18 protein-coding genes are annotated in these 17,031 nt (G+C 76.0%); 8 read left to right on the top strand and 10 right to left on the bottom strand.

Annotated features, from left to right (window positions below; all coding sequences use genetic code 11):
* Positions 1 to 92: 92 nt before the first annotated feature.
* The 4 genes from ACZ6Y7_RS36180 to ACZ6Y7_RS36195 form a co-directional block, all read right to left on the bottom strand.
* On the bottom strand, positions 93 to 2,426 hold the full coding sequence (locus ACZ6Y7_RS36180) for a catalase (RefSeq protein WP_465762211.1): 2,334 nt from the start codon (positions 2,424 to 2,426) through the stop codon (positions 93 to 95).
* 52 nt (positions 2,427 to 2,478) lie between these two features.
* On the bottom strand, positions 2,479 to 3,120 hold the full coding sequence (locus ACZ6Y7_RS36185) for an HAD-IIIA family hydrolase (RefSeq protein WP_465762212.1): 642 nt from the start codon (positions 3,118 to 3,120) through the stop codon (positions 2,479 to 2,481).
* A 77-nt stretch (positions 3,121 to 3,197) separates the two neighbouring features.
* The gene (locus ACZ6Y7_RS36190; protein WP_465762213.1) at positions 3,198 to 3,755 is read right to left on the bottom strand and encodes a hemerythrin domain-containing protein; all 558 of its coding nucleotides are present in this window, start codon (positions 3,753 to 3,755) and stop codon (positions 3,198 to 3,200) included.
* Between the two features lie 302 nt (positions 3,756 to 4,057).
* Positions 4,058 to 4,510, bottom strand: a complete 453-nt coding sequence (locus tag ACZ6Y7_RS36195; protein ID WP_465762214.1) for a DUF6098 family protein — start codon at positions 4,508 to 4,510, stop codon at positions 4,058 to 4,060.
* Between the two features lie 171 nt (positions 4,511 to 4,681).
* Between ACZ6Y7_RS36195 and ACZ6Y7_RS36200 the strand changes: the two genes are divergently transcribed.
* The 7 genes from ACZ6Y7_RS36200 to ACZ6Y7_RS36230 all read left to right on the top strand — a co-directional run bounded on the left by ACZ6Y7_RS36200 (position 4,682) and on the right by ACZ6Y7_RS36230 (position 9,038).
* On the top strand, positions 4,682 to 5,194 hold the full coding sequence (locus ACZ6Y7_RS36200; protein WP_465762215.1) for a hemerythrin domain-containing protein: 513 nt from the start codon (positions 4,682 to 4,684) through the stop codon (positions 5,192 to 5,194).
* Between the two features lie 81 nt (positions 5,195 to 5,275).
* A complete protein-coding gene (locus tag ACZ6Y7_RS36205) occupies positions 5,276 to 5,836 on the top strand; it encodes a hemerythrin domain-containing protein (protein WP_465762216.1) in 561 nt (186 codons plus the stop codon).
* Positions 5,837 to 6,059: 223 nt separating this feature from the next.
* Entirely contained in the window at positions 6,060 to 6,911 is an 852-nt protein-coding gene (locus ACZ6Y7_RS36210) for a VOC family protein (protein ID WP_465762217.1), read from the top strand.
* Between the two features lie 285 nt (positions 6,912 to 7,196).
* The gene (locus tag ACZ6Y7_RS36215; protein WP_465762218.1) at positions 7,197 to 7,454 is read left to right on the top strand and encodes a hypothetical protein; all 258 of its coding nucleotides are present in this window, start codon (positions 7,197 to 7,199) and stop codon (positions 7,452 to 7,454) included.
* 145 nt (positions 7,455 to 7,599) lie between these two features.
* On the top strand, positions 7,600 to 8,151 hold the full coding sequence (locus tag ACZ6Y7_RS36220) for a hemerythrin domain-containing protein (protein ID WP_465762219.1): 552 nt from the start codon (positions 7,600 to 7,602) through the stop codon (positions 8,149 to 8,151).
* A gap of 52 nt (positions 8,152 to 8,203) precedes the next feature.
* The gene (locus tag ACZ6Y7_RS36225) at positions 8,204 to 8,410 is read left to right on the top strand and encodes a hypothetical protein (RefSeq protein WP_465762220.1); all 207 of its coding nucleotides are present in this window, start codon (positions 8,204 to 8,206) and stop codon (positions 8,408 to 8,410) included.
* Positions 8,411 to 8,690: 280 nt separating this feature from the next.
* Positions 8,691 to 9,038: a DUF6296 family protein gene (locus ACZ6Y7_RS36230; RefSeq protein WP_465762262.1), complete on the top strand. Its 348-nt coding sequence runs from the start codon at positions 8,691 to 8,693 to the stop codon at positions 9,036 to 9,038.
* A gap of 57 nt (positions 9,039 to 9,095) precedes the next feature.
* Here ACZ6Y7_RS36230 and ACZ6Y7_RS36235 read toward each other — a convergent pair whose 3' ends face one another.
* Positions 9,096 to 9,914: a hypothetical protein gene (locus ACZ6Y7_RS36235; protein ID WP_465762221.1), complete on the bottom strand. Its 819-nt coding sequence runs from the start codon at positions 9,912 to 9,914 to the stop codon at positions 9,096 to 9,098.
* Between the two features lie 538 nt (positions 9,915 to 10,452).
* Entirely contained in the window at positions 10,453 to 10,719 is a 267-nt protein-coding gene (locus ACZ6Y7_RS36240) for a hypothetical protein (protein WP_465762222.1), read from the bottom strand.
* Between the two features lie 157 nt (positions 10,720 to 10,876).
* Between ACZ6Y7_RS36240 and ACZ6Y7_RS36245 the strand changes: the two genes are divergently transcribed.
* A complete protein-coding gene (locus tag ACZ6Y7_RS36245; protein WP_465762223.1) occupies positions 10,877 to 12,097 on the top strand; it encodes a PP2C family protein-serine/threonine phosphatase in 1,221 nt (406 codons plus the stop codon).
* 175 nt (positions 12,098 to 12,272) lie between these two features.
* On the opposite strand, the gene ACZ6Y7_RS36250 is transcribed toward ACZ6Y7_RS36245, so the two are convergent.
* From ACZ6Y7_RS36250 to ACZ6Y7_RS36265, 4 genes are all read right to left on the bottom strand, one after another.
* Positions 12,273 to 12,704: an SRPBCC family protein gene (locus ACZ6Y7_RS36250; protein ID WP_465762224.1), complete on the bottom strand. Its 432-nt coding sequence runs from the start codon at positions 12,702 to 12,704 to the stop codon at positions 12,273 to 12,275.
* Between the two features lie 40 nt (positions 12,705 to 12,744).
* Positions 12,745 to 15,258, bottom strand: coding sequence for a condensation domain-containing protein (locus ACZ6Y7_RS36255; protein ID WP_465762225.1), 2,514 nt, complete (start codon positions 15,256 to 15,258; stop codon positions 12,745 to 12,747).
* Positions 15,259 to 15,320: 62 nt separating this feature from the next.
* On the bottom strand, positions 15,321 to 16,109 hold the full coding sequence (locus tag ACZ6Y7_RS36260) for an SDR family NAD(P)-dependent oxidoreductase (RefSeq protein WP_465762226.1): 789 nt from the start codon (positions 16,107 to 16,109) through the stop codon (positions 15,321 to 15,323).
* A gap of 58 nt (positions 16,110 to 16,167) precedes the next feature.
* Positions 16,168 to 16,986, bottom strand: a complete 819-nt coding sequence (locus tag ACZ6Y7_RS36265; protein WP_465762227.1) for an AfsR/SARP family transcriptional regulator — start codon at positions 16,984 to 16,986, stop codon at positions 16,168 to 16,170.
* Positions 16,987 to 17,031: the final 45 nt, after the last annotated feature.

Raw genomic sequence — 17,031 nt, forward strand, 5'->3', positions numbered from 1 at the left:
CGTCGCTCTGCGGAAGCAGCGGCTCAACCCGCGACCACGCAGCGTCCGTTATCTCTCCTCGCCCCACCACAAGATCAATTATGAGACACGGCCTAACGGGACGGGAAGCGGTGGTGCTCGATCAGGTCGGCGAACTCCTCCCACAGGGCCGGGCCGGGCGGCTCGTCGCCCGCGTGGACGGCCACTCCGGCCAGCCCGCCCGGATCGCCGAAGCCGGCCGCCCGGGAGAGCGCGACGCCCGAGCCGAGCAGGGCGACCGGCTTCCCGTGCCGCAGCGACTCGGTGAGGAAGCGGACGGCGTCCGGATCGGCCGGCAGCGTCGGCTCGCAGCCGTCCGGGACCACCAGCGCGTCGTACAGCACCGACGCCGTGGTCGGCAGCGCGCGGTCCACCGGGACATGCGCGCCGTCGGCGGCCAGCACATGGCCGTCCTGCGCCGCCAGCACCTCCACCGTGGCGCCCTGCGCGCCGAGCCGCTCGCGTGCGGCCCGCACCTGGTCGCCGTCCACTCCCGGAGCGGTCAGGACGGCGACCTTGCGGGTGCGGATCCCGGAGGCCCGCAGGTTGTCCAGGCTGAGCGCGGGGGAGACCTGCAACCCGGCCCCGGGCCGGCTCCCGGCACCCGCGTCGGCACCGACCCCCGCGTCGGCACCGGCACCCGCATCGGCACCGGCGTCGGACTCGGTCCCAGGCCCAGGCACGGCTTCGGGCTCGGTCTCGGGCTCCGGGACGCCGATGCGTCGGGCGACCTCCGCCGCCAGCCCGGGATCCACGTGCCGCAGGTTGCCGACCATCCGACGACGCACCTCGGGCTCCGCCACCTTCCCCAGTTCGAACGAGAAGGCCTCGACGATGTGCTGCTGCTCCCAGTCGGCCATGCTGCGCCAGAACAGCGCGGCCTGGCTGTAGTGGTCGGCGAAGCTGGGGCTGCGGCGGCGGATCGCGGCGCCGTCGATCCGCTCCTGGTAGTGCTCGAAGACCCCTTCGGGCAACCGGCCCCCGCCGAGGGCCGCCGGGCAGCCGCCGCCGACGGAGTTCGGCGCGTAGCTGGTACCGGGGTGGACGACCTGCTGGCCGTAGCCGTCGCGGTGGTTGTTCCGCACGTCGACCAGCGGCCGGTTGACGGGCAGCTGCGAGAAGTTGGGGCCGCCGAGGCGGATCAGCTGGGTGTCCAGGTAGGAGAAGTTGCGGCCCTGCAGCAGCGGGTCGTTGGTGAAGTCGATGCCGGGGACGATGTTGGCGGTGTGGAAGGCCACCTGCTCGGTCTCGGCGAAGAAGTTCTGCGGGTTGCGGTCCAGGACCATCCGGCCGACCGGACGGACCGGCACCAGCTCCTCCGGGACGAGCTTGGTCGGGTCCAGCAGGTCGAAGGGGTAGGCGAACTCGTCCTGCTCCGGGATCAGTTGGACGCCGAGCTCGTACTCGGGGAAGTCGCCCGCCTCGATCGCCTCCCACAGGTCCCGGCGGTGGAAGTCCGGGTCCCGGCCCGCCGTGATCTGCGCCTCGTCCCAGACCTGCGAGCAGACCCCGAGCAGCGGCCGCCAGTGGAACTTCACGAAGGTGCCGCGCCCGTCCGCGGTGACCAGGCGGAAGGTGTGCACGCCGAAGCCCTGCATCATCCGGTAGCTGCGCGGGATGGCCCGGTCGGACATCACCCACATCAGCATGTGGGTGGACTCGGGCTGCAGCGAGCAGAAGTCCCAGAAGGTGTCGTGGGCGGAGGCGCCGGTCGGGATCTCGTTCGGCGGCTCGGGCTTGACCGCGTGGACGAAGTCCGGGAACTTCACGGCGTCCTGGATGAAGAACACCGGGATGTTGTTGCCGACCAGGTCGTAGTTCCCGTGCCGGGTGTAGAACTTGGTGGCGAAGCCGCGGACGTCGCGCACGGTGTCGGCGGAGCCGCGCGGGCCCTGCACCGTCGAGAAGCGTACGAACACGGGCGTGCGGCGGCCGGGCTCCTGGAGGAAGTCGGCGCAGGTGAACTCGGCCAGCGAGGCGTACGGTTCGAAGAAGCCGTACGCGCCGGCGCCGCGCGCGTGCACCACCCGCTCCGGGATGCGCTCGTGGTCGAAGCGGGTGAGCTTCTCGCGCAGCTGGAAGTCCTCCAGCAGGGTGGGGCCGCGGTCGCCGACGGTCAGGGAGTTGTCGGTGTCGTCGATCCGCACTCCCTGGTCGGTGGTGAGCGCCCCGGCCGGGTCGGGGGCGCGGAAGGCGTCCAGCGCGCGGTCCTTGGCGTCACGGTCGCCGGGCTCGCCGGGCTCGCCGGCGGCCTCGATGGTCCGGTCCTCGGGGTCGGCGTCCGGTCGGCCCGCCGCATCGGCCTCGGCGTGCGGGGCGCCGGATCCCGACGCGGGGCCGAGCCCGTGGGGCTCGGCGGTGGGGGGAGTGTGGGGACGGTACTCGGGGGGTCCGGGGTTCACGGTCATCGTGCGTTCTCCGTCCTGGAGTCGGGGCGGGGGCGGGATGTCACGGAAGAGTTCAGCGGTGGAGCAGCAGATCGGCGGCCTGCTCGGCGCCGTCCGCGGTCCGACAGGTCGTCAGGGTGCAGGGCGGACAGCCGGTGTTCGTCGACGGCACGGGCTCGGGCACCCGGATCACGTGGGCGCCGGCCGCCATCGCGGCGGACACCACCTCGTCGCTGCACCCGATCACGGTGACCCGCGAGGCGGGCAGACCGAGCGCCCGGCAGGCCGCCGTCACCAGCGTCGGCGCCGGCATCCGGCAGCCGCAGCCGTCGTGCGGACCGTGCGGGCAGACCGCCCAGACGTCGAGCGGGCCCAGCAGCGCCTCGGCGCGTGCCTGGACGGCCTCGACCTGGCCCGGCCCGATCAGGCCGCGGGCCACGCCCGGCTGGTTGCTTACCACGCCGACCGCGAAGCCGGCCGCGCGCAGCGCCGCGAGCGCGGCCCGGACGCCGGCCATGGGGTGGACCATGGCGGGGTCGCCGTTGCAGGAGACGCCCCGGAGCAGCGTCCCGTCCCGGCCGAACAGCACCGCGCCCGTCGGGGTGGCGGCGGTGCCCTTGCCGTCGTGGGTGAACAGCCACGGGCCGGGCCGGTCACGGTGCTCGGACGGCCGGGGCTGCGGGACGGTGGGGACGGGTTCTCCTAGGTACGCCATACTCCTGCGGGTAGCCGCTCCGGGGAAGGTCAAACGGCCTGCCGGGCAGGTGGACCGGACGGGCCACGCGGGTGCCGTCACGGCGAGTGCCGGTCCCGGGCGGTGTCGTGCCCGCTGACGTCGTCCCGCAGGGCGGCGATCGCCCCGGCCCCGGGAGGCAGCCCCCAGACCGGGCCGTCCGGGCGCGGGGCCCGGGACTCGCGCATCCGGCGTTCGCACCGGCGCAGCTCCTCCGGCGAGCGGCCGGCCCGCAGGGCGGGGAACAACTGCTCCTCCTCGCCGCGCAGATGGGACCGGACCACGACGACCAGCACGGACACGGCGTGACGCCGTTCGGTCGGCGTCAGGCGGCCGTCGTCCGCCCGGTCGAGCAGCCGGCGGATCGCCGCGTGGGTGTGGACGGCCGCGTCCGCGAGCGCTTCGCCGTTGGGGAGGGCCCGGCGGGCCAGCGGGTACAGGTGGTCCTCCTCGACCGTGAGGTGCGGGTCGAGGAGCAGCCGCAGCGCGTCCAGCAGTCGCAGTGCCTCGTCGTCGGTGCCGCGGCGGGTGGTGATCCGGTCCAGCTGCCGGAGCAGCGCCTCGACGGCCCGGTGCTCCGCGCACAGCCGGCTCGGGAAGCCTTCGGCACCGTTCATGGCGGTCTCCGTCCGACGCCGGGATGCGGGTGGCCGCAGGCGCCTGCCCGTTTCGTGCCGGGTCAACCGTCGGATGGGCTGCCAGCAGCCGTCGGCTCAGCCGACGAGCCCGGACGGCGGCCGTCGCCGCCCGGAGCACCGTCCGCGCCGGCGAGAGGCCCGACCAGAACGGCCGCCGGAGCGCCGCACGCGGTGGCTCCGTCGGTCCAGGCGGTTCAGGCGGGGAGGCGGCTCAGCCGGACACGGTGGCTCCGTCGGGGAGGTGGTTCAGTCCGGAAGGTGGCTCAGCCCGTCGGGGCGGCTCAGTCGGTCGAGGCGCGTCCGGGGGCGAACCGCTCGTGGTAGCGGCGCGCGGCCTCGTCGAGGGCGCGGCGGCCCACCCAGGCGAGCGGCAGGGGATCGGCGATGAGCGGCTCGTGGTCGGGGCCGGCACCGACCACCCGGCCGGTCAGCACCCACGGCTGCCGGTCCGGGCAACTCTCGTTCAGGTCCGCGTACTTCACCACCCGACGGGCCACCCAGTCGACGGCCGGGCGCGGCCACCACGGCTCCGGGCGCAGCGGAGTGACCGACAGGCCGGGCATCGGGACGTCCGCCTCGTAGTCGCGGCTCCCGCCGGCCCGGTCCGCGTCCGGGCCCTGCGAGTACCGCAGGTAGACGTCGAGGTCGCCGGTGGCGAGGCAGGTCAGCAGGGCCAGGTCCTCGATCCGGCCCATCCCGGCCTCGCTGGAGGATCCGTCGGTCGCGTCGTGCATCGCCGGCCCACCTCGGTCACGTTGGCCGTCCCGGCGGTCGTTCCGGAACCGGGACGTGCCGGGCGGATGCCCGGGGATCGCACCGGTACACCTCCGGCGCGGGGCGCGTTTGGCCGGGGGGCCGTCGGGGAGACGCCGGGCGTCGGCGAACCGCCGAGAAGGAGACGCGTGATGTCGAACGATGCGATCGTCCTGCTGCGGGAGGACCACAAGGAAGTCCGCCGTCTGTTCCGCGAGTACCGGGGGCTCGTCGACGGCGACGGCGAGGGCGGCGCCCAGGCGCGGCGCGACAAGGTCGAGCGGATCGTCGAGGCGCTGACCGTCCACACCTACCTGGAGGACGAGCTGGTCTACCCCCGGATCCGCCGGGAGGTGCCCGGACTCGCCGAGACCATGGACCGCGCCAAGGAGGAGCACCACGTCGCCGACCTGCTCTGCGAGGAGCTGAGCCGGATGACCCCCGACGACGAGGGCTACGACGCCAAGGCCGCCGTCCTGATCGATGCCGTCGAACGGCACATCGAACAAGAGGAGGGCGAATGGTTCCCGCAGGTCCGCGCCGCCCTCGGCCGCAAGGAACTGCAGGAGATCGGCGAACGGATGCGGGCGGTGCGCGAGACCGCGCCGCGCCGACCGAACGCCGGCGGCATGCTGCACCGCATCGCCGACGCCCTGGAGGGCTGACCCCGGCCCCGCCCGGGACGGGGCCGGCCCGCGCGGAAGCCCCACGCGGTTCCGGCCCGCCCGCAGGAGGAGGTACCACCCGTGCACCACGACGAAGACCTGCTGGACCAGCTCACCGCCGACCACCACGCGCTGCTGGTCCACTTCAGCGAACTCAGCGGCCTGCCCACCGGGGACCCCCGGCGCAAGGAGCTGGCCGACCTGGTCACCGACCGGCTGGTCCGCCACACCCGGGCCGAGGAGGAGCACCTCTACCCGCTGGTCCGCGACCGGCTGCCCGACGGACCGGCCGTGGCCGAACGCGAGCGCGCCGACCACCGCGCGGTCGAGGCGCTGCTCGGGGAGCTGCGCCTGACCCACGTCACCTCGCCGCACTTCGACCGCCTGGTCGCCCGGCTGACCGAGGAGGTCACCCGGCACGCCGGCGACGAGGAGGCGCGGCTCTTCCCGGCCGTACGGGCCGTGACCACGGAAGCCGAGCTGCACACCCTGGCGGCCCTGGCCCACGCCACCAAGCAGTCCTCCACCGGACGGCCCCGCCACCAGCCGCCCACCGAACGCCCCGCTGACCACCTGCCGCCCCCCGAACGCTCGCTCACCGAGCGGATGCGCGACTTCCTGACCCCGGGCGGCCCGCACTGACCGGCGGCCCGCCCCGGCAGGGCCCCGGCGGCCCGCCCCGGCAGGGCCCCGGCGGCCCGCCCCGGCAGGGCCGGGCCGGGCGAAGGCGGGAGGAGCCGGCACGGGTGACGGGCCGGGCGAAGGCGAAACGGCGAGAAGGGCACAGCGGGAAGGAGCACGGCCGGAAGGGGCACAGCGGGAAGGGGCACGGCGGGGAAGGGCACGAGGAGAGGGGCACGACGCGATGAAAGAGCGAACCGTCCGGCCGGCCCCCGGCGCCCTCGGCGTCGAGGAGGCCGGCGATCCCTCCGCCGGCCCCTGCTGCGTCCCCGCCGCGCCCTGCTGGGTGAGCCTGCTCAGCCGGGACCTGCTCGCCGCCGAGGCCTTCTACGGCCCGCTGCTGGGCTGGACGTTCCGCGCCGTGCCCAGCCCGTGGGGCCGCTACCTGTACGGGCTGTCCGGCGGCACGGTCGTCGCCGGCCTGGCCGAGGTCGCCCGTCAGTGGGAGTTCCCCGTCGCCTGGACCACCTACTTCGGCACCGAGGACGCCGACGACGCCGCCGAGCGGATCCGCTCGGGCGGCGGCACCGTCGCCGTCGGCCCGCTCACCTTCGACGGCGGCCGGATCGTCATCGCCGCCGACGCCCAGAACGCCACCTTCGGCATCTGGGAGGCCCCCGCCGGCCGGCCCCGGCGGCTGTGCGGCGCGGGCGCCCCCGTGTGGACGGAGCTGCGCACCTCCGACCCGTTCGCCGCCGCGCTCTTCTACGGCCGCGTGTTCGGCTGGGACGGGCGGGACCCCCGGCGCTACGACGTGCGCTACGAGCACGACCGGGTGGTCCTGCGGATCGATGGCCGGGCCGTGGCGGCGGTTCGCGGCAGCGGGCGGGAGGGCACCCCGGAGCCGTTGCCGCAACCGCGCTGGCAGGTGTCCTTCGAAACCGCGGACCTCGACCGGTCCACCGCTGCGGCGGTCCGGCTGGGCGGTCGGATCGTCGCGCCCCCGACCGACTGGGCGTACGGCCGGATCGCCGCGCTCCACGACCCGGAGGGCGGCCTGTTCCACCTGGTCACAGGCCCGCCGGAGGACGTCTGAGGCGGGGCTCCCCGCTACGCCGCACGAGCGGCGGAGCGAGCCGCCGCGCCGTCCGGGGCCTGCGGCGGTGTTTCCCGGCGCCGGTCCCGGGCAGCCGAGCGGTGGTCCGCCGACGCCCGACCGGAAGAGCGGGCGCTCCGGCTACTCGGACGAGCGGCCTGCCCGGCTCGGCCCGGGCGGGTCGACGTACCCCGGATGCCGGGCCGTCCCGACGGGTTGCTCCGGCACCGGCCGGGCACGCGCGGAGCAGGCGGCGCACGCGCCCCGAGACGGAAGGAGACAGACGTGAACGAGATCCCCCAGGGCGGCGCGGGAGGCGTGCCGCTGCACCACGATCCGCAGGACGACGGCGACGATCCGCGCGCACCGGGAGCGGCCGGGCGGAGCGGCACCACCCGCGAGCACGGGCAGGACGGGCCGGAGGAAGCCGCCGAGACCCCCGCAGAGGAACAGGGGGACGCGACCACCGCGGAGCCCGGCCGGGCCCGTCGGCTCGGCGCGGACGAGCGGGACGGCGACTCCGGGCCGGGCGGCGGCGCCTGATCGGGTGCCCGGCCGATCCAGCACCCGGCGCGGCATACCCGCGCGGAGACCGGGGATACGCGAGGGCTGCGGCGCCCGGCCGCGGGGCGGGGCCGACCTTCGCGACGCATACGGACGAGAACGGACGAGAACGGGAGTAGAGCCCATGGGACACGGCGGCAATGTGATCAACGAGCTGATGACGGACCACCGCGAGGTGGAGGAGATGTTCGCCCGCGTGCAGGCGCTGCCGGCGGGCGACGAGCGACGGCGCGAGGTGGCCGAGCAGTTCACCATCGAACTGATCCGCCACTCGGTGGCCGAGGAGCAGCACCTGTACCCGGCGGTGCGCGAGCACGTTCCCGGCGGTGACGCCCTCGCGGACAAGGAGATCGCCGACCACGCGACGGTGGAGCGGCTCCTCAAGGACCTCGAAGGCGTGGACAGCGGTGACGCCCGGTTCGGCGTCCTGGTCGAACGGGTGATCGCCGAGGTCACGGCGCACATCCAGGACGAGGAACGGAACCTGTTCCCCGCGCTCGCCGACGCCTGCCCGCCGGAACGCCTCGACGAGCTCGGGGAGCAGGTCCGGCGCGCGAAGAAGCTCGCGCCCACCCGCCCCCACCCGAACGCCCCCGACAACAAGCTGGCGGCCGCCGGCACCGGGCTGGTCGACCGCGCGCGGGACTTCATGACCGGGCGCGGCGGATCGGACTGACGCCGGACCGACGCTGACCCGCCCCCCCGCATCTCGACGGAAGGAGACCGCCATGAGCGTCCACGGAAGGCACGACACCCCGCAGACCCCGCAGCCCGGCACCCCGCAGGTCGAGGCTCCGGAGATCGACGAGGAGACCCGCGAGCAGTCCTCGGAGCAGCGGAACATCACCGCTCCCACGCCTCCGGACGTCCGGGCGAAGGGCGACGAGGACGACGAGGAGCCCGAGCCGCCCGCGGCCGACACCTGGGCGCCCTGAGCGACCGCGGGGCGGGGACGCGGACCGGCGTCCCCGCCCCGCCGCCCGTTCCGTGCCCGCGCGTGATCCCCGGTCCGCGGAACCTCCGGGCCCGTCCGCCCCGAAGCGGCCGGGAGGGACGGCCGGCGGGCGGGCGCAGCCCGGCGGCCCGGGCGGATGCGGTCAATCCGGGGCCGGTCCGGTGCCGGTGCCCGTGGACCGACCGCCGACCGGTGCAGCCGTGGTGTCCGTGGGTGACCGGCCGCATACTGTCCGGACATGCTCGGAGGCCGTTATGACCATGGTGGGGCCCACCGCGGAGAACCCGGCCACGGACGACGGGACGGTTCCGCGCGCCTCGACACCCGGGAACGGCCCGACGCGCCCGGCCGCCCGGGCGGCCCCGACCGGCCGGGCAAGCGGCACCCGCCGGTGCGCGGTGACCATGCCCGGGCCGGTCGGAGGCCACGGCCGGTCGAGCGTGGTCGTGGTACACGCCACGGAGGCCCTCGGCCCGGGCGGCGGCCCGGTCTGGGAGAGCGCCGACGGCGCCCTCCGGGTGGAGATCACCGGTGACGTCGCAACCGTCCTCAGCGCGTCGGCCGGGGGCGCGCTGCACCCCTGCCTGCACGCGGTCCGCTTGCCCTGAGGCCCGGCGCGCCCGGCGGCCGGGTGAATACGGGCCGCGGCGGGCAGGGGCGAACGGTCAGGGCCGGAACGGCCGGTCGCCCTCGGCGTCGCCCTCCGGAGCTTGCTCCTCCGCGGCCTCCGGCGTCTCGATGCCGGGCTGGCCGTCCCGGTCCCCGGTCGGCTCCTCCGGCTCCGGCGGGCCGCCGTCCGAGCGGATCCGCACCGCCTCCTCCTCGGCCGACAGCCCGGCGGTGTCGCCGGGCGCGTCGGCCCGCAGGTCACTGTGCGGGTCCGGAGGGTCGAGCCGGCCGGCGGCCGGCTCGGACGGCTCCGCGACCGCCGTCCGCTCGTCCGGCTCCGGCTCCTCCTGAGCCAGCCGGGCGTCCAGCGACTCGCCCTCGGCCTGTTCGGCCCCCGTGGTGCCGAAGGACTCGGCCGCGACCGGCGTGTCCCCGGGAACGGCCTGGACCTGCGGGTCCTGCGACCACTCCCGCGCGGGGGAGCCGTCCTGGAGGTCGGGGATGCCCTCGTCCTCGGGATCGGCGGCCGGGTCGTGGTGTCCCCGCTCGGGTTCGGGCGGGGCGTCCGTCGGTTCCGCCGGGGCGGCGGGAGCGACGCGACCGCCCCGGGGCGGCGGATCGAGGGCGGTCGGCTCGCGGCGCGGGGGGTTCGCGTACTCCTCGCCCGGCTGGACGCCCGGCACCGGCCCTTCGGCGATCTCCGGTTGCTGTTCGCCGCTCCCGGCGACGTTCGGCGTCCCGCCCTTGCCGATCGGTGAGGGACGGCGCTCGGGGCCGTCGCGGTCCTCGGTGCCGGACCGGGCCCCGGCGGTGTCGGCGGGGCCGGTCGCGCCGCCCATGTCGTGCAGCGGCCGCTCGCGCGGTGATTCGGTCATGGCGTCCTCCTGGCCACGGTCCGGCCGGTCGGTACGGCGCGGACCAGTTGTCGGGGTGCGCTCTGCCGGCGTCGGCCGGCGCAGAATCCGGGCCCGGGTCCACCGCGAGGGCGCCGAGCGACGCCGCCACCCGAGCGGCACCGCCGCCGGCCGGACGTCGTCCGGCTCAGGCGACCGCCGCAGGGCGTGGCGGCGCAGCGACCCGAGGGCGTACCGGACGTCGTGGTCGGGGCCGACGCCGACCAGCTTCGGACTGGTCTCCCCTGACGGCGCGCCTGCCCGGTGGGCGCACGGGGAAACGGGGCCGGGGCGGCCTGAGCCTGACGCGCGGGAGCCGCGTGTGTCACCCCGGCTGACCGGCGGGCGGATCCCCGCGACCACAGGCGGTGACCGCCGAGCCGAAAGCAGTCGGCGCCCGGCGCGCATGCGGCCCGCCCCCTGATCCGGGACGGGCCGGCCCTCCGGTCGCGGCGCGGACGCGCCCGGGGGCGCGAGGCGGACGCCCCGGCGCCCCGGAGGCGTCGGGGGACCGGAGGCGTCAGGCGGCCGAGAGGGCCCGTTCGCACTCCCGGCAGCGTCGGTCGGCCAGCTCGGGCGGGTACCAGGGGTCACCGGGCCGGGCGGGTGCGTAGTGGCTGTGCTCCATCGAGCCGGTGTCGCGGCCGCACAGCGTGGTCGGCTGGGGGTCCTCCGGGACGTCCGGGTCGCCGCCCGCCGCGTGCACGGCCAGCACTCCCGGCCCGACGCCCTCGGCGCCGAGGACCTGCTCGGGCTCCAGCTCGAACAGCACGATGATCGAGGCCATGTCTCCGACGGTGCGCCGGGCCGGGCCGACGCGCACCCCGGGCCGGTCACCCGTGGGACGGGCCGCGCTCTGCGCGCCCGGGCCGGAAGGCGACCGGGCCGTCCCGTGCGGTGGGCCCCGCACTGGGTAGGCGCCGGTCCGAGGGAGGTGCGACGTGGTGAGCGGAGCGGACGCGGGGCCGGGCGGAGCGCTGGCGCGGCTGCTGGTCCGCGGCCGGGCCGCCGGGCCGGCGGACCTGCCCGGCCTGATCGGGCAGGCGGCCCGCGAGCTGGGCGCGGACGGGGCGCGGGTGTTCCTGGCCGACGTCCAGCAGCGGCACCTCGTCCCGCTGCCCGGGCCCGAGGACTGGCCCCCGGACGGGCCGGGGGACGGGATGCCGGACCTGGTCGACATCGAGGGGACCCTCGGCGGCCGGGCCTACCGGCTGCAGCAGACCCAGCTGTCCTCCGGATCGCCCGTGGTCGGGTGGTTCCCGCTGGTCGACGGGGTCGAGCGGATCGGTGTGCTGCGGGTCGAGGGCGGCGCACCGGGCGCGGACGCGGCGGACCGCTACGAGGCGCTGGCGGCGCTGGTCGCCCTGATGGTGGTGTCGAAGAGCACCTACAGCGACGTCATCGTCGGTATCGGACGCCGTCGGCCGATGAGCCTGCAGGCCGAACTGCTGTGGGCCTTCCTGCCGCCGCGCACCATCGGCACCCGGGAGGTGACGTCCAGCGCCGTCCTGGAACCGGCCTACGACATCGGCGGGGACGCCTTCGACCATGCGGTGGCCGGCGGGCGCCTGCACGTGTCGATGTTCGACGCGATGGGCCACGACCTCGCCTCCGGCGGCGCCAGCTCCGTCGCCCTGGCCGCCTGCCGATCCACCCGGAGGTCCGGTGGCAGCCTGGCCGACATCGCCCGGGCCATCGACCGCACCCTGGTGCAATGGATCCCGGACCGGTTGCTCACCGCCGTGGTCGCCGACCTCGACACCGGGACGGGCGAGCTGACCTGGGTGAACTGCGGCCACCCGCCACCGTTGCTGATCCGGGACGGCCGAGTCGTCACGGACGCCCTGCAGCGGCGGGCCGAACTGCCGCTCGGCCTCGGCTTCCACGAGCGCGGGTCGCAGCCCGTCCACCGCGCCCGGCTGCAGCCAGGCGACCGGCTGCTGGTCTACACCGACGGCGTCACCGAGGCCCGGTCGGCCTCCGGCGAGTTCTTCGGCGAGCGCCGACTGGCCGACACGCTGGTCCAGCACATGGCCGGCGGGGACCCGGCCCCCGAGGCCCTGCGCCGCCTGATCCACGCGCTGATCAGCCATCAGGACCACGAGCTGCGCGACGACGCGACCATCCTGCTGGCGGAGTGGCATCCGCAACGACCCGGGCAGTGACGGGGACCGGGGACGTCGGGGCGCGGACGAAGGGGATCCGGCGTCAGCCTCGGCGTCGGCGTGGTCACGGACGTCGGCGCGTGGGCGTGGGCCTCGGCGTGGGTTTGGACGCGGGCCTGGGCCTGGGCGTGGGTTTGGGCGCGGGCCTGGGTCTGGGTCTGGGTCTGGGCCTGGGCTACCGGAGCAGTCGGTCCAGCACCCGGCCGAAGACCAGCCGCCCGGCGGCCGCGAGCAGCGGATCGGTGAACCGGGGCAGCCCGGCGATCCGCAGCTCCTCCGCCCAGACCGCCTCGCTGCCGCCCGCCACCGCCCGGACCCGCAGCACCGCCTCGCCGCGCACCGGGCGACCGCGCTTGACCAGGCGGCAGCGGCCGTCGCGTCCGGGAGCCGGAGCGAGCAGCTCGACGATCTCCATCGGGTCGTCGAAGCGCAGCGGGCCGATCGTCGTACGGGCCAGAACGACGTCGCCCACCGCGCCGCCGGTGCCCCGGGCGACGGTGACCCGGGTGAACGGGACCCGCTCGCCGTGCTGGGGCCAGGCGGTGAGCCGCTCCCAGCAGACGGCGGGCGGCAGCGGCGAACGGCGGGTCAGGACGAAACGGGCCATGGACGCCACGGTAGCGCGCGGGCGGGGTGGGGGACGGGAGCTACGGACGGTCTCCCAGGCGTTCCGCCACCGCCCTCAGGTCGCTCTCCCGGTCGAGCAGCACCACCAGCGGGTGCGCCGGGGCCCCCAGCCGGGCGATCTCGTACGCGGCCAGGCCGAGCCCCGGCGGGGCGACCAGCGCGACCGGCGCACGGGAGTCCAGCAGCGGGCCGAGCAGCGGCCGGTAGGCGGCGGGCGGCGGGTCGGCCGCGACGGGGCGCAGCACGCCGAGGGCCTGCGGGCCGGGCCAGCCGCGGGCGGTGCCGGGGTAGCGGGTGTGCGGTGCGCCGGGCGGGGGCAGCAGCAGGACCCAGCCCGCGCCGGGACGGGTGGCCGGGCGCAGCACGTCCAGCCGGACGGCCGGGGCCTCGTCGTCCGGGTCCTCGTCGTCCGGCCGGTCGTCCGGCCGGTCGTCGTCGGGGACCGGGCGGACGGACGGCCCGGCCGGATCCGCGCGCCCGGGGCGGTCCGTCGCCCCGGCGGCCGCGGCCCCCGGCTCGCCGAGCCGTGGCGCCGGCTGGCCGGCGAGCGTGGAGCGCAGCACCTCGGTGGCGCTCAGCCCGCTCGGCAGGTCCGGGAAGGCGCGCAGCAGGTGGGCGCTCTGGCTGAGGAGTTCGACGGCGTCCTGGTCGGCGAGCAGGGTGCGGTCATGGGTGGTGGTGAGGACCAGGCCGCCGGTGGCGTCGTAGTGGGCTGCCAGGGTGATCGGGTACGCGGTGAAGGTGCCGGCCGGGGTCGGGCCCTCCACGTGGATGCCGTGCGCGGCGAGGTCGGTCTCCAGCCGCAGGTGGTGGGCGGGGGCCGGCTGGTGCTCCAGGACGACCAGGCTGTTCGGGCGCGGTCCGCGCGAGCCGGCCGTCCAGCGGTGCGCCTGGCCGGGGGAGACCCACTCGTAGCCGGCGAGGTCGAGCACCCCGTCCCGCAGGGCGGCGAGCAGCTGCGGCACGGTGGTGCCCGGGTGCACCCGCACCGAGATCGGCAGCGGGTTGCGCAGCGCGCCGGGCAGCCGGTCGACGCCGTCCAGCGGGATGCCCCGGCCGGAGACGGTCACCGCGAAGCCGACCCGCACCGCCCGGGCCGGGCGGCGGGGACGGCCGGCCTGCGCGGCGCGGTAGAGCAGCAGTGCCCAGGCGGCCTGCAGGGCGCTGCTCTCGCCGGCGCCCCAGGCGGCCGCCCAGCCGCGCAGCCGCACCGCCTCGTACGGGGTGAGCCGGCGCCGGGCCCGGCCGCTGCCCGGCCGGCGCGGGTCGGGGTCGAGCGGCAGGACGGCCGTGGCGGCGGGCCGGGTGGACCAGAACTGCCGTGCGGCGTAGGTGCTCTGGGCCTGCAGCCAGCGGGCGTGGTCGCGCACGTCCGGTCGGCGCTCGCCGCCGGGCAGGACGCCGTCGGTCAGGTAGGCGCGGTAGAACGACTGCAGCAGCAGGCGGACGCTCCAGCCGTCCAGCATCGCGTGGTGGTAGCTCAGCAGCACCCGGGTGGCCGGGCCGTCCGCGGCGTCCGGCGGGGCGTCGAGCAGGGTGGCGCGCAGCAGGGCGGGGCGGCGCAGGTCGAAGCCGCGCCGGCGGTCGGCGGCGAGCAGCTCCTCCCACTCGGCGGTGCCGTGCGGGTGCCGGGTGACCTCGGGGACGGCGCGCTCGTGCAGCACCATCCACGGCTCGGTGGTGTCGTCCTCGTCCCAGTCGAAGGCGGCGCGCAGCACGGTCTCGTGGTCGATGACGGACTGCCAGGCGGCGGTGAAGCGCTCGGTGTCCAGCGGGCCGTGCCAGTTCCAGGACAGCTGCTCGACGTGCCGCCCGTGGTGGTCCGGCCGCCCGAGCACCTGGCGCAGCATCTCCCGCTGGAGCGCGCTGGTCGGCACGGTGACCGGCTCGGGCGGGTGGGCGAGCGCCTTCCGCAGCTCCTCCAGCAGCTCGACGGCGCGTTCGCGCGTGCCGGGGGCGAAGCCGAGGAAGAGCCGCGGGGGCCGGGGGCGGTCCGGGGCCTTCCGGCCGTCCGAGGCGTCCGGGCCGTCCCCGCGGGTGTCCCGCTCCGTCACCAGGACCGCGCGCAGCCCGGGCCCGGTGGCGAGGCTCCGGCCCAGCTCGGCGAGCACCCGGTCGAGCTCCGCCGGTCCGTCGGCCGCTCGCTGCCACAGCAGGTCCTGCCCGGAGTCCTGCCCGGGTCCCTGACCGCCGGGGGGTGGGCCGGGATCCGCTGCCGAGGCCTGCCGCTGCTCCGTCCTTCCGGGTTCCGGCCCGCCGGCCTCCGGCAGGACGGCCCGTAGCGCCGCGCGCAGGGCCGCGCGCAGCACGTCCGGCGGGTACGCCCGGTGCAGTTCGACCAGCAGGAACTCCTCGGTCCGTGCCGGGCGGGCGGCGGGCTGCCGCGGGTCGACGGCGGTCCGGGCGAGGGCGGCGGTCACCGCCCCGGCGTCGAGTCGTCTCGGCGGACGGGCGGCGGGCAGGCAGGGCTCGGGCGCGGAGGCGCCGGACACCAGCAAGGTGACGGGTGCGCTGGAGAACTGACGGTTCGTCATCACTGATCAGCGGGCACCGGAGCCCGAGTCCTTCCCGTGGGCCGGCCTGGATCGCGCCGGGGTTACTGGGTGGCGAGACCGCCGCAGACGTTGAGTGCCTGGGCGGTGATGCTGGCGGCGGTCGGGGTGGTGAGGTAGCCGGCCAGCGAGGCGACCTCCTCGGGGGTGGTGTAGCGGCCGAGCGGGATGTGCGTCTGGAAGTGCTGGTGGATGGTCTCGGGCGTGGTGTTGTAGGCGGTCGCGTACTCGTGGTGGATCCGGGTGGTGTGCGGGGTCTGGACGTAGCCGGGGCAGATCGCGTTGACGGTGGTGCCGGTGGGTGCCAACTCCTTGGCCAGCGCCCGGGTGAAGCCGATCACGGCGTGCTTGCTGGCGGTGTACGGCGCGCCCAGGGTGACGGCCTGCTTCCCGGCCGTGGAGGCGATGTTGATGATGCGCGGGTGGGCGGTGCCGGTGATCCGGCCGTTCCGGAGGGTTTCCCGGGTGACCAGGAAGACGGCGTTGAGGTTGGTGTCGATGACGTCGTACCACAGGTCGTCGGTGGTGGTCGCGGTCGGTCCGCCGCCGGTCCGCCCGGCGTTGTTGACCAGGACGCTGATCGGGCCGTGCGCGGTCACCGCGTGCCGGATCAGCTCGGCGACCTGGGCGGGGTCGCGGACGTCGCAGGTGGTGCCGTCGGCCTGGTGGCCCTCCTCGCGCAGGGTGGTCAGTGCCTCGTCGATGTGCTGGGCGGTGCGGGCGCAGATGAAGACACGGTGGCCGCGGCTGCCGAGTTCGCGGGCGATGGCGAGACCGATGCCGCGGGTGCCGCCGGTGATCAGGGCGAGGGGTTGCTCGGGTGCGGTGGTCATGACGCGTCCTGTGGGTGAGGGCTGGGAGAGGTCGGCGGGACGGCCGGGCGGACGGCGCTCAGGCCGAGTAGAGGTTGTAGGTGGTCGGGTGGGCGGTGGTCGGCGTGTTGAGGGCCGGGTCCAGGGTGAGGATGGCGTGCTGCAGGTGCTGCAGGTGCGGCGAGGGCTGGATGCCGAGTTCGGCGGTCAGCCGGTGCCGCAGGTGGTGGTAGGTGGCGAGGGCGCTGGTCTGCCGGCCCGCCCGGTAGAGGGCGACCATGGCCTGGGCGTGCAGCCCCTCGTGGTGAGGGTGCTGGTGGGTCAGGTGGGTGAGTTCGGGGATCAGCTCGTTGTGCCGGCCCAGCCGCAGGTCGGAGTCGATCCGCCGTTCCAGGGTGATCAGCCGGCTCTCCTCCAGGCGCATGATCTCGATGGTGAGGATCGGGCCGGGGCGTACGTCGACCAGGGCGGGCCCGTGCCAGAGCGCGAGCGCCTGGCGGAACTGGGTGGCGGCCTGGCTGTCGTGGCCGTGGTTGAAGGAGTGCTGGCCCTGGGTGATCAGCAGGTTGTACGTGTGGACGTCCAGGTCGTCCGGGTGCGCGGTGAGCTGGTAGCCGCCGTGGCGGGTGGTGAGGATGTCCTTGGCGGTGATGTGCGGGGTCGGCCCGAGGGCCTGGGTGATGCGGCGGCGCAGCTGCAGGATGTACGTCTGCATCGTGGTGAGCGCCTGTCTGGGCGGGTCGTCGCCCCAGATCTCCTCGATCAGGGTGGCCGTGGGCAGGATCCGGTTCGGGTAGAGCGCGAGGAGGGCGAGGATCTGGCGCTGCTTGGCGGCGGTGGGGACGACGGAGATGCCGTTGAGGTCGGCGGTGAGGGGGCCGAGGACCTTGAGCTGCATGACGGTTCTCCTTTCGTGTGCGGGACGGTCGGCCGGGTGCGGGGC

Source organism: Kitasatospora sp. NPDC053308 (assembly GCF_055585785.1).

Coding starts and splice junctions, on each gene's coding strand:
- ACZ6Y7_RS36180 (WP_465762211.1), bottom strand. CDS start 2,426: ATGACCGTGAACCCCGGACCCCCCGAGTACCGTCCCCACACTCCCCCC.
- ACZ6Y7_RS36185 (WP_465762212.1), bottom strand. CDS start 3,120: ATGGCGTACCTAGGAGAACCCGTCCCCACCGTCCCGCAGCCCCGGCCG.
- ACZ6Y7_RS36190 (WP_465762213.1), bottom strand. CDS start 3,755: ATGAACGGTGCCGAAGGCTTCCCGAGCCGGCTGTGCGCGGAGCACCGG.
- ACZ6Y7_RS36195 (WP_465762214.1), bottom strand. CDS start 4,510: ATGCACGACGCGACCGACGGATCCTCCAGCGAGGCCGGGATGGGCCGG.
- ACZ6Y7_RS36200 (WP_465762215.1), top strand. CDS start 4,682: ATGTCGAACGATGCGATCGTCCTGCTGCGGGAGGACCACAAGGAAGTC.
- ACZ6Y7_RS36210 (WP_465762217.1), top strand. CDS start 6,060: ATGAAAGAGCGAACCGTCCGGCCGGCCCCCGGCGCCCTCGGCGTCGAG.
- ACZ6Y7_RS36220 (WP_465762219.1), top strand. CDS start 7,600: ATGGGACACGGCGGCAATGTGATCAACGAGCTGATGACGGACCACCGC.
- ACZ6Y7_RS36225 (WP_465762220.1), top strand. CDS start 8,204: ATGAGCGTCCACGGAAGGCACGACACCCCGCAGACCCCGCAGCCCGGC.
- ACZ6Y7_RS36230 (WP_465762262.1), top strand. CDS start 8,691: ATGGTGGGGCCCACCGCGGAGAACCCGGCCACGGACGACGGGACGGTT.
- ACZ6Y7_RS36235 (WP_465762221.1), bottom strand. CDS start 9,914: ATGACCGAATCACCGCGCGAGCGGCCGCTGCACGACATGGGCGGCGCG.
- ACZ6Y7_RS36240 (WP_465762222.1), bottom strand. CDS start 10,719: ATGGCCTCGATCATCGTGCTGTTCGAGCTGGAGCCCGAGCAGGTCCTC.
- ACZ6Y7_RS36250 (WP_465762224.1), bottom strand. CDS start 12,704: ATGGCCCGTTTCGTCCTGACCCGCCGTTCGCCGCTGCCGCCCGCCGTC.
- ACZ6Y7_RS36255 (WP_465762225.1), bottom strand. CDS start 15,258: ATGACGAACCGTCAGTTCTCCAGCGCACCCGTCACCTTGCTGGTGTCC.
- ACZ6Y7_RS36260 (WP_465762226.1), bottom strand. CDS start 16,109: ATGACCACCGCACCCGAGCAACCCCTCGCCCTGATCACCGGCGGCACC.
- ACZ6Y7_RS36265 (WP_465762227.1), bottom strand. CDS start 16,986: ATGCAGCTCAAGGTCCTCGGCCCCCTCACCGCCGACCTCAACGGCATC.